11 protein-coding genes are annotated in these 9901 nt (G+C 69.6%); 1 reads left to right on the top strand and 10 read right to left on the bottom strand.

Annotated elements, in window-relative coordinates:
• On the bottom strand, positions 1-363 hold a 363-nt coding region (gene secG / locus ACKVMH_RS11035), incomplete at its 3' end, for a preprotein translocase subunit SecG (protein ID WP_412700318.1).
• Positions 364-409: 46 nt separating this feature from the next.
• Complete coding sequence (gene tpiA, locus ACKVMH_RS11030) at positions 410-1162, bottom strand: triose-phosphate isomerase (protein ID WP_412700317.1); 753 nt, start codon at positions 1160-1162, stop codon at positions 410-412.
• Between tpiA and ACKVMH_RS11025 the strand changes: the two genes are divergently transcribed.
• A complete protein-coding gene (locus ACKVMH_RS11025) occupies positions 1161-1763 on the top strand; it encodes a DNA-deoxyinosine glycosylase (protein WP_412700316.1) in 603 nt (200 codons plus the stop codon). The two genes, tpiA and ACKVMH_RS11025, sit on opposite strands and share 2 nt — an antisense overlap.
• Positions 1764-1771: 8 nt before the next feature.
• On the opposite strand, the gene ACKVMH_RS11020 is transcribed toward ACKVMH_RS11025, so the two are convergent.
• From ACKVMH_RS11020 to ACKVMH_RS13680, 8 genes are all read right to left on the bottom strand, one after another.
• Positions 1772-2713: an isopenicillin N synthase family dioxygenase gene (locus tag ACKVMH_RS11020; protein ID WP_215218168.1), complete on the bottom strand. Its 942-nt coding sequence runs from the start codon at positions 2711-2713 to the stop codon at positions 1772-1774.
• 66 nt (positions 2714-2779) lie between these two features.
• Positions 2780-4123: a phosphoglucosamine mutase gene (gene glmM / locus ACKVMH_RS11015; protein ID WP_412700315.1), complete on the bottom strand. Its 1344-nt coding sequence runs from the start codon at positions 4121-4123 to the stop codon at positions 2780-2782.
• A gap of 15 nt (positions 4124-4138) precedes the next feature.
• On the bottom strand, positions 4139-5029 hold the full coding sequence (gene accD, locus ACKVMH_RS11010) for an acetyl-CoA carboxylase, carboxyltransferase subunit beta (RefSeq protein ID WP_215218170.1): 891 nt from the start codon (positions 5027-5029) through the stop codon (positions 4139-4141).
• A gap of 60 nt (positions 5030-5089) precedes the next feature.
• Entirely contained in the window at positions 5090-5920 is an 831-nt protein-coding gene (gene trpA, locus ACKVMH_RS11005; RefSeq protein WP_412700314.1) for a tryptophan synthase subunit alpha, read from the bottom strand.
• A 25-nt stretch (positions 5921-5945) separates the two neighbouring features.
• Positions 5946-7160, bottom strand: a complete 1215-nt coding sequence (trpB, locus tag ACKVMH_RS11000; RefSeq protein ID WP_412700313.1) for a tryptophan synthase subunit beta — start codon at positions 7158-7160, stop codon at positions 5946-5948.
• Positions 7161-7241: 81 nt separating this feature from the next.
• Positions 7242-7901 carry a phosphoribosylanthranilate isomerase gene (locus tag ACKVMH_RS10995; protein WP_215218173.1) on the bottom strand — a complete coding sequence of 220 codons (660 nt, stop codon included), beginning with the start codon at positions 7899-7901 and terminating at the stop codon, positions 7242-7244.
• On the bottom strand, positions 7898-8746 hold the full coding sequence (gene truA, locus ACKVMH_RS10990; RefSeq protein ID WP_412700312.1) for a tRNA pseudouridine(38-40) synthase TruA: 849 nt from the start codon (positions 8744-8746) through the stop codon (positions 7898-7900). Before truA ends, ACKVMH_RS10995 begins: the two co-directional genes overlap by 4 nt.
• A 4-nt stretch (positions 8747-8750) precedes the next feature.
• Positions 8751-9233: a FimV/HubP family polar landmark protein gene (locus tag ACKVMH_RS13680; RefSeq protein ID WP_459167112.1), complete on the bottom strand. Its 483-nt coding sequence runs from the start codon at positions 9231-9233 to the stop codon at positions 8751-8753.
• Positions 9234-9901: the final 668 nt, after the last annotated feature.

Genomic DNA, 9901 nt, shown 5'->3' with positions numbered 1-9901 from the left:
CTCCGCGCTCGCCGCCGGCGCGACCTGCGCGGCCGGTGCGGTCGGAACCGCGGCATCGCCCTGCGGAGCGGCCGGCGCCACCGGCACCTGCGACATCACGCCGAGATCGGTCCCCTGCCCCCCGACCTGGCTGCGATCGGTCGCGTGCCAGGCCATGAACAGGCTGATGGCGAAGAACACGATGGCAAGCCACTTGGTGGCCTTGGTCAGGAAGCTCGATGCGCCACGCGCGCCGAAGACGGTCGCCGAGGCGCCGCCACCGAAACCCGAGCCAGCCTGCGCACCCGCGCCGCGCTGCATCAGGATCAGCGCGACCATGGCGATCGCGACCAGCACATAGATGACGTTGAGGAACAACAGCATCGCGAAAAACTCTTGGATAGGTCGGTGACGGGAAACCCGTAACCGGTCAGGGCGCCGCCGCGGCTGCGATGGCGTTGAAGTCGGCGGCCACCAGCGAGGCGCCGCCAACCAGGCCGCCATCAACATCGGGCTGTGCGAACAGCTCCGCGGCGTTGTCGGCCTTCACGCTGCCGCCATACAGGATCGGCAGCGAGCCAGCGATTCTAGCATCGTACGCGGCGATTTCGCTACGGATGAAGGCGTGGACTTCCTGCGCCTGCGCGGGGCTGGCGGTCTTGCCAGTGCCGATCGCCCAGACCGGCTCGTAGGCGACGATGGCGCCCTCGAAGACTTCGACGCCATGCGCCAGCAGCGGTGCGAGCTGCTTCTCCAGCCGCCACCAGGTCTGGTCGTCCTCGCGCTGGCTGAGGGTCTCGCCGACGCAGAAGATCGGCGTCAGCCCGGCCGCCTTGGCCGCAATGAACTTGGCGGCCACCATCTCGCTGGTCTCGCCGTGGTACTGGCGGCGCTCGGAATGACCGACCAGTCCGTAGCGGGCGCCGACGTCGACCAGCATCGCCGCGGAGACCTCACCGGTGTACGCGCCCTTCTCGTTGGCGCTGACATCCTGCGCACCGAACGCCATCCCACGCGCGCCGTATGCGTGGACGAGTTCACCCAGGTACGGCATCGGCGGCAGGATGATGCGCTCCACGCCGCCCGGCGCTTCCACGGCCGCGACAGCATCGAGCAGCTCACCGGCGAACCGACGGTCCCCGTGCAACTTCCAGTTTCCCGCGACGATCCTGCGACGAGCCATGACGCACCCAGACGATGAAAGCCGCGATTCTAGCGCAGACGTCCTGCAAACGGGCCGGGCGGTCGTGCCTGAAGGCCCCTCGCAGGGGCCGGTGGTGTGCAGTTTTCCGCCGATCGTCGGCCCCGGTGCGCGGGTCCTGATCCTGGGCAGCATGCCGGGCGTGCGGTCATTGCAGGCGGGCCGCTACTACGCGCATCCGCAGAACCGCTTCTGGCCTTTCATGGCGACACTGCTGGGCATGACACCGGACCTGCCCTATGCCGCGCGCTGCCGCCGCCTGGTCGAGGCCGGGATCGCTGTCTGGGACGTGCTGGCAAGCTGCGAGCGGGAAGGCAGCCTGGATTCGGCCATCCGCGACGACACCGCGAAGCCGAACGATTTCGACGGCTTCCTCGCCGAGCGGCCCGGCATCCACACGCTGCTGTTCAACGGTGCAAAAGCCGAAGCGGGCTTTCGCAGGTTCGTGATGCCGGCAGTACCGGTGGCCGATCTCACGTTGCGGCGGCTGCCCTCCACCAGTCCGGCCAACGCGTCGCAGCGCACCGATGCCAAGCTCGCCGCCTGGCGCGCCGCGCTGGTCGAGGCCGGGGTGATCGGTTAAAGGCGCGCCTACTTCAGCTTGATCTCGCGCAGCCGCTCGTCGAGGTAACCCTGCGCCGTGATCGGCTCCGGGTAGCGACTCGGATTGTCCGCGGTGACGCACGAGGGCAGCACGTCGATCACGAAGTCGGGGTTGGGATGCAGGAAGAACGGCGTTGAATACCGTGGCTGGCGCGCCTTCTCGCCCTGGGGGTTGACCACCCGATGCGTGGTCGAGGGATACACGTGGTTGGTCAGGCGCTGCAGCATGTCGCCGATATTGACCACGATGGTGTCAGCGTCCGCGGTAAACGGGACCCATTCCCCCGCGTGCGAGCGCACTTCCAGCCCTTCTGCGCTGGCACCCACCAGCAGGGTGATGAGGTTGATGTCCTCGTGCGCGCCCGCGCGTTCGTTCGGTATCTCAGGCGCGGTGATCGGCGGGTAGTGGATCGGCCGCAGGATCGAGTTGCCGCAGTCGGTCTTGTCGGTAAAGAAGTCCGCCGGCAGGCCGATGTGCAGCGCCAGCGCCGACAGCACCCGCGAACCCAGCTGGTCGAGCGCGGTGTACAACCCGTAGGCGACCTCGCGGAACTCCGGGATCTCCTCCGGCCACAGGTTCGGCGGCATGACGTCGGCGTAGCGCGAGTCGCGCGGGATCTCGCGACCGACGTGCCAGAACTCCTTGAGGTCGAAATGCGTCGCGCCCTTGGCGGTCTCCACGCCGAAGGGGGTGTAGCCGCGGGCGCCGCCGCCGCCCGGCACGTGGTACTTGCGCTTGACCTCGTCGGGAAGCGCGAAGAAGCGCTGGAACACGTCGTAGGCGGTGTCGATCTGCCCGGCGGGAATCCCATGCCCGCGGATGCCGGCGAAGCCCCATTCCCGGTAGGCCGCGCCCAGTTCGGCGACGAAGGCATCGCGATCGCCTTCGAAACGGCGGATATCCAGGGTCGGGATGCGGGACGGGGTCATGCGGGGACTACCACTGAGAGGGACGGGAATTATCGGTCGGGGAAGCTGTACGGCACGCTGCAGTCGTCAGCCGGCCGCGGCACGCACCGCGTCCGCGAGCCGGTCGAGCTGGGCTTGGACAAGATCGCCGTCGTCTGCCTCGACCGTCACCCGGACCACCGGCTCGGTGCCCGACGGGCGCAGGAAGGCGCGGCCCCTGCCCTGCACCGCGGCCTGCACTTCGGCCAGTACGGCGCGAACGGAGTCGGCTTCGGCCGGCCTCGCGCCATTGGCGAACCGCACGTTCACGGTGCGCTGCGGCACCTTGACCAACCCGGCCAGCGCCTCGCGCAGCCCGATACCCCGGCGCGAGAGCACCTCGAGCACCTGCAATGCGCTGACGATGCCGTCGCCGGTGCTGGCCCGGTCCAGGCACAGCAGGTGGCCTGATGCCTCGCCGCCCAGCGTGCCGCCGTTGGCGACCAGCTGCTGGTGGACATGGCGGTCGCCGACCTTGGCACGGATGAAGCCGATACCGGCCTGCGCGAACGCCTGCTCCAGCCCGAAATTGGTCATCAGCGTACCGACGACGGGGCCCTGCAACCGGCCGCTCGCCTGCCAGTCGCGCGCAAGCACGTACAGCAGGTCGTCGCCATCGCAGACCGCACCACTGCGGTCGACGAACATCACCCGGTCGCCGTCGCCATCGAACGCGATGCCCAGATCGGCGCCGGTTTCCCGCACCCGCGCCGCCAGCGTCTCCGGGTGGGTTGAGCCCACCTTGTCGTTGATGTTGAGGCCATTGGGATCCACCCCGATCGCGTCGACCTGGGCGCCGAGCTCGCGCAGCACCAGCGGTCCGATCTGGTAGGTCGCGCCGTTGGCGCAATCCATTGCGATCTTCAGGCCGCCGAGGTCGAAGCCCTTGGGCACCGAGTTCTTGCACGCCTCGACATAACGGCCAATCGCGTCGCGGGTGCGCACCGCCTTGCCGAGCTGCTCGGACGGCACGGTCCGGAAGGGCTCTTCCAGCGCGGCCTCGATCGCCAGCTCGGTGGCGTCGTCGAGCTTCTCGCCTTCGGCCGAGAAGAACTTGATGCCGTTGTCGAAATGCGGGTTGTGCGAGGCGGAGATGACGATGCCACCATCGGCCCGCAGCGAGTGCGTGAGGTGGGCCACCGCCGGCGTCGGCATCGGTCCCATCAGCTGCACGTCCACGCCGGCCGCGACCAGCCCGGCCTCGAGCGCGGCCTCGAACATGTAGTTCGAGATCCGGGTGTCCTTGCCGATGATTACCACCGGCTTGCGCCAGGCGTTGCGCGACAGCGCATGGCCGTAGGCATTGCCCAGGCGCAGCACGAAATCGGCGGAGATCGGACCTTCGCCGACCCGGCCGCGGATGCCGTCGGTTCCAAAATACTTGCGTGTCATCGGTGTTCCCTGGTGTCAGCCGGCGATCTCGGCGTCGTCTTCCGGTTGCGGCTGTTTCATCATCAACGCGAGCAGCTGCGACAGGCGGTCGCGCATTTCGCGCCGGTCGCAGATCTGGTCGATCGCGCCGTGCTCGAGCAGGAACTCGCTGCGCTGGAAGCCTTCGGGCAGGGTCTCGCGGACGGTCTGCTCGATCACGCGCGGGCCGGCAAAGCCGATCAGCGCCTCGGGCTCGGCGATGTTGATGTCGCCCAGCATCGCCAGCGACGCCGACACGCCACCGGTGGTCGGGTGGGTCAGCACCGCGATGTACGGCAGGCCGGCGGCGCGCAGGCGGCCCAGCGCGGCCGACGTCTTGGCCATCTGCATGAGCGAGAACAGGCTCTCCTGCATGCGTGCACCACCGGTCGCGGTAAAGCACACCATTGGGCAGCCGAGCTCGAGCGCGGTCTCGGCGGCGCGGGCGAAGCGCTCACCCACGACCGAGCCCATCGACCCGCCCATGTACGCGAAGTCGAACGAGCAAGCGACCAGCGGGCGCTGCTTCAGCGTGCCCTGCATGGCGATCAGCGCGTCGCGCTCACCGGTGGACTTCTGGGCAGCCTTGATGCGGTCCGAATACTTCTTCTGGTCCTTGAAACGGAGCACGTCGGTCGGCCCCAGCGCGGCGCCGATCTCACTGGTGCTGCCCGGGTCCAGCAGCGCCGCAAGGCGTGCGCGGGCGCGGATCGGGCGATGGTGGCTGCACTTGGGGCAGACCTCGAGGTTTTCCTCAAGCTCGGGGCGGTAGAGCACCGCGCCGCAGCGGTCGCATTTTTCCCACAGGCCTTCCGGGACGCTGCGGCGCTTCGCGCTCGCGTTGTCGGTGCGGATGCCGGACGGCATGAGTTTCTTGAGCCAGGACATGCGTTGGGTGTTCTTCCGTTCAGGCCATGCGGGTGACCGCGGTCGCGGCGGTCGAGCGGATCAGTTTAGCGCAGGGGCTTGCCGGGCAATGCCGGCGTCCAGCGCCGCCCTCAGGGGGGACAGGAAAGCAACTGCGCGGGCGGCGGCGTCGCGGTCATCGCTGGCATCGGCCATCGCCTGCACGAGTGCGCTGCCGACCACCACGCCGTCGGCGGACGCGGCCATGTCGACCGCACTCGCGGCGTCCTTGATGCCGAACCCTGCGACCACCGGTACCGGCGAGCGCTCGCGCAACACTGCAAGGCGACCGCCGGCGGCCCCGGCATCGAGGTGGTCGGCGCCGGTCACGCCCGCATAGCTCACGTAGTACAGGTAGCCCGACGCCTGGTCGCACAGCGAGGCCATGCGTGCGTCGGAGCTGGTCGGCGCGGCCAGCAGGATCAGCGCGACACCGTGCGCAGCGAAGGCGGCGCGGAATTCGGCGGCTTCCTCCGGCGGCAGGTCGACCAGCAGCGCGCCGTCGACCCCGGCTTCCGACGCGGCTCTCGCGAACGCTTCCGGTCCACGGATCTCGACCGGGTTGAGGTAACCCATCAGGACCACCGGCGTCTCCCGGTCCTGCTTGCGGAACTCGCTTACGTACCCGAGCACCTGGCCCATGCCGACGCCGCGCGACAGCGCGCGCTCGGAACTACGCTGGATCGTCGGGCCGTCCGCCATCGGGTCGGAGAACGGCACGCCGAGCTCGATCACGTCAGCGCCGGCTTCCGCGAGCGCATGCATGACCGGGACGGTGGCGGTGGCCGACGGATCGCCCGCGGTCATGAACGGGACCAGTGCCTTGCGGCCGGCCGCGCGGAGTGCGGCGAAACGGGATTCGATGCGTGTCATGCCGATGGCCTTGCGGGGACTGAAGTCAAAACACCAGCCCGTCGCGGGCGGCGATGGTGTGGACATCCTTGTCGCCACGACCGGAGAGGTTGCACAGCACCAGCGCGTCGCGCGGCATGCCGCGGGCGAGCTTGATTGCCTGGGCGATGGCGTGGCTGGACTCCAGCGCCGGCAGGATGCCCTCGGTCCGGGTCAACCGGTGGAAGGCCGCGAGAGCCTCGTCGTCCGTCACGCCGACGTACTCGGCGCGCCCGGTGTCCTTCAGGAAGGCATGTTCGGGACCGACGCCGGGGTAGTCCAGCCCGGCCGACACCGAGTGGGTCTCGATGATCTGGCCGTCGTCGTCGCACAGTACGTAGGTGCGGTTGCCGTGCAGCACGCCGGGACGACCGGCCGACAGCGACGCGGCGTGGCGTCCGCTGCCCACGCCCTCGCCCGCCGCCTCGGCGCCGACGATGCGCACGCCGGCATCGTTGAGGAAGGCGTGGAAGATGCCGATGGCATTGCTGCCGCCACCCACGCACGCGGTGACCGCGTCGGGCAGGCGCCCGTACTCGGCGAGCATCTGCGCGCGCGCCTCGCGGCCGACCACGGCGTTGAAGTCACGCACCATGCGCGGGTACGGGTCCGGGCCGGCGACGGTGCCGATGATGTAGAAGGTGTCGGCGACATTGGTCACCCAGTCGCGCATCGCCTCGTTCAGCGCGTCCTTGAGCGTCGCCGAACCGCTGCTGACCGGCACCACGGTGGCCCCCAGCAGCTTCATGCGGTGGACGTTGACCTTCTGCCGCTCGATGTCGGTCGCGCCCATGTAGACCACGCATTCGAGCCCCAGCCGTGCGGCCACGGTGGCCGATGCCACGCCGTGCTGGCCGGCGCCGGTCTCGGCGATGATCCGCGGCTTGCCCATGCGGCTGGCGAGCAGTGCCTGGCCGATCGTGTTGTTGATCTTGTGCGCGCCCGTGTGGTTCAGGTCCTCGCGCTTGAGCAGGATCTGCGCCCCGCCGGTTTCATCGCTGAGCCGACGCGCGTGGTAGATCGGGCTGGGACGGCCCACGTAGTGCGCCAGGTCGCGCTCGAAGGCCTCGACGAAGGTGGGGTCCACTCGGGCGGCATCGTAGGCGTCTGCCAGTTCCTGCAGCGGCCCCATCAGGGTCTCGGCGACGAAGCGACCGCCGAACCGGCCGAAGTGGCCGGCAGCGTCGGGATAGGCGTGGAAATCGATCGGGTCGGGCGGCATGTCGGGCAATTCCTGGCCTTGCGGCCGATGGGCGGCGCCGCAACGCAGGCGATCGCGCCGCGCTCGGGCCTTCAGGGAGGATCAGTCGAGTACGTGGCAGTCAGCGCGGCGCACTTCCTCGACGAACCGGCGCATCTTGTCGCCATCCTTGAGGCCGGGTGCGCTCTCGATGCTGGTGGATACGTCGACCGCCCAGGGGAGGGTGGCGATGATCGCGTCGAAGACGTTGTCGGCGGTCAGCCCGCCTGCGAGCACGTAGGGCTTCTGCACGCCCGCCGGGATCCTTCCCCAGTCGAACGTCTTGCCACTGCCGCCCGCGCCCCCGGCGGAATGGCTGTCGAACAGGAACCCGGCCGCGCCCGGATAGCGCGTGTGCAGCGCGGCGGGATGCTGCTGGGCAAGCTCGCCGCCCATCGGGATCGCCTTCAGGTACGGCACGCCGAATCCACGGCAGAACGCGTCGTCCTCGTCGCCATGGAACTGCAGCAGGCTCGGGCGGATCTGGCGGACGACTTCGCGCACTTCATCGACGGGGTTGTCCATGAACAGCGCGACCGCATCGACCAGGGGTGCGAGCGCCTGGCGCATGGCGCGCGCTTCCTCCGGTTCGATCCGACGCGGACTGTTGCGCGCGAACACGAATCCGATCGCATCGGCACCCAGCTCGCAGGCCAGGCGCACGTCACCCGGGCGGGTGAAGCCGCAGAACTTGATGCGGGTACGAAACAGGATACGGTTCACAGCTCGACCTCGGCGGGAAGACCCCATTGTGCAGGGTAGCGCGGCCCGAGGAACACCAGACCGGCCGACGGTGCGGTCGGTCCGGCAACGGTACGGTCGCGCCCGGCGAGCAGGTCGCCGAGCCATTCTTCGGGCTGCTCGCCGCGCCCCACCGGCAGCAGGCTGCCGACGATGTTGCGGACCATGTGGTGCAGGAACGCATTGGCCTGCACCTCCACCGTCACCACGTCGCCCTGGCGCTCTACCGCGATGAACTGCAGGTCGCGCCGGGCGTGCGGCGCCTGGCAATGGACGGTGCGGAACGCGGAGAAGTCATGCTCGCCGACCAGTGCCTGGGCGGAGCGGTGCATGGCCGCTGCATCAAGCGGTCGACGCTCCCAGCTCAGGTATTGCCGTTGCAACGCGGGGCGGACCGCGCGGTTGAGGATCGAATAGCGGTAGCGACGGGCGCGTGCGGAGAACCGTGCATGGAAGTCATCGGCCACCGGCACGCACCAGCGCACGCAGACCGACGGCGGCAACCGGCTGGTCGTGCCGAGCACCCAGCCACGCACGTCGCGTTGGGCCGGGCCGTCGAAATGCACGACCTGGGCCGAGGCATGCACGCCGGCGTCGGTACGGCCAGCGCACACGACTTCGACGCCCTCGCCGGCCACGAACGATAACGCCTGCTCCAGCACCGCCTGCACCGTGGGTTCGCCGCGGCGTTCGGGCTCACCGGGTTTGTTGAGCCGCTGCCAGCCGGAGAATTCGCTGCCGTCGTATTCCACGCCCAGCGCGAAACGGCGCCGCGCCGGCGATGCCCCGGACGGTCGGGGCCTGGACGGTACTGGTTCGGCAGGCACGTCGTCAGTCGAACTCGCGCAGCATCCGCGCGGCCTGCTGACGCGCGGCCAGGTCACCGTGGATTACCACCTCGTCGAGCAACTGCCGGGCGCTGTCGCGGTCGCCAAGATCAAGGTAGGCGCGCGCCAGTTCCAGCCGCTCCTGTCCAGGTGCCTCGGAATTCACGGGCTCGACGTTGTCATCGGCCACGGCACCGTCTACCGGGGATATGGGCGGTACGCCCGAACCCTTGGCCGATGACGCGGCGTGCCAGGTCGGCACGCCGGACGACGGCAACGGATCCTGAGACGAAACGGTGCGCGGCTCGCGCAATGGCGACGGTGCGACGGCGACCGCGGGGGCCGGGGGCGGCGGAGTGGCCACCGCAGGTGCTTCCTTCGGTACATCCACCGGCTGCGGCGACTGCTCGGCGAAAGCTGCCGCAAGCGGCGAAGGTTCAGGCGCCACCGGCCGGAAGGACGGCGTCCGGGCCGGACGGCGCCGCATCCACCAGCCCGCCAGCAGGGCGAGCACCAGCAACGCCGNTGGCGACGGTGCGACGGCGACCGCGGGGGCCGGGGGCGGCGGAGTGGCCACCGCAGGTGCTTCCTTCGGTACATCCACCGGCTGCGGCGACTGCTCGGCGAAAGCTGCCGCAAGCGGCGAAGGTTCAGGCGCCACCGGCCGGAAGGACGGCGTCCGGGCCGGACGGCGCCGCATCCACCAGCCCGCCAGCAGGGCGAGCACCAGCAACGCCGCCCCGCCCAGCACCCACGGCAGGCCCGATGCGCGCGCGGCCTGCTCGGCGTCGCCGACCTGGGCCAGGCGCTGCTGCACGGCATTCAACTCATTGTCCTTCATCTCCAGCAGCTTCTGCTGGTCGGACTGCAGCTTCTCGAGTTCGGCGACGCGGCTTTGCAGCTCGGTCAGTTCGGCGTCGCGCGCGGCCAGGGTCTCGCGCGTCTGTTGCAGTTCCTGTCTCATCGTGTCGCCCTCGCCGCCGGCACTGGTGCCGGACTGGGTGCCCGCCTGCGACGCGTCACTTGCGCCGGGCGGGACAATTTCAAGCCGTGCATCGGCGGTTGTGGTCGGATTGGCGGCGTTCGCCACGCCCTCCGCAGCGGGCGCGGCGTCGCCGGCAGCGGTGTCGGCCACCACCGGCTGCGGGGTCGGCG

Origin of the sequence: Lysobacter zhanggongensis, assembly GCF_046638635.1 — a bacterium.
GTDB classification, from domain to species: Bacteria; Pseudomonadota; Gammaproteobacteria; order Xanthomonadales; family Xanthomonadaceae; genus Novilysobacter; species Novilysobacter luteus.
The sequence above is the reverse complement of the archived record's forward strand: the minus strand, read 5'-3'. Positions and strand labels throughout refer to the sequence as shown.

What these genes read in the sequence shown, in the direction of transcription:
- ACKVMH_RS13680 (WP_459167112.1), bottom strand. Translation starts at nt 9,233, where the DNA reads ATGCGGCGCCGTCCGGCCCGGACGCCGTCCTTCCGGCCGGTGGCGCCT.
- ACKVMH_RS11020 (WP_215218168.1), bottom strand. Translation starts at nt 2,713, where the DNA reads ATGACCCCGTCCCGCATCCCGACCCTGGATATCCGCCGTTTCGAAGGC.
- accD (WP_215218170.1), bottom strand. Translation starts at nt 5,029, where the DNA reads ATGTCCTGGCTCAAGAAACTCATGCCGTCCGGCATCCGCACCGACAAC.
- ACKVMH_RS11025 (WP_412700316.1), top strand. Translation starts at nt 1,161, where the DNA reads ATGACGCACCCAGACGATGAAAGCCGCGATTCTAGCGCAGACGTCCTG.
- glmM (WP_412700315.1), bottom strand. Translation starts at nt 4,123, where the DNA reads ATGACACGCAAGTATTTTGGAACCGACGGCATCCGCGGCCGGGTCGGC.
- trpB (WP_412700313.1), bottom strand. Translation starts at nt 7,160, where the DNA reads ATGCCGCCCGACCCGATCGATTTCCACGCCTATCCCGACGCTGCCGGC.
- tpiA (WP_412700317.1), bottom strand. Translation starts at nt 1,162, where the DNA reads ATGGCTCGTCGCAGGATCGTCGCGGGAAACTGGAAGTTGCACGGGGAC.
- trpA (WP_412700314.1), bottom strand. Translation starts at nt 5,920, where the DNA reads ATGACACGCATCGAATCCCGTTTCGCCGCACTCCGCGCGGCCGGCCGC.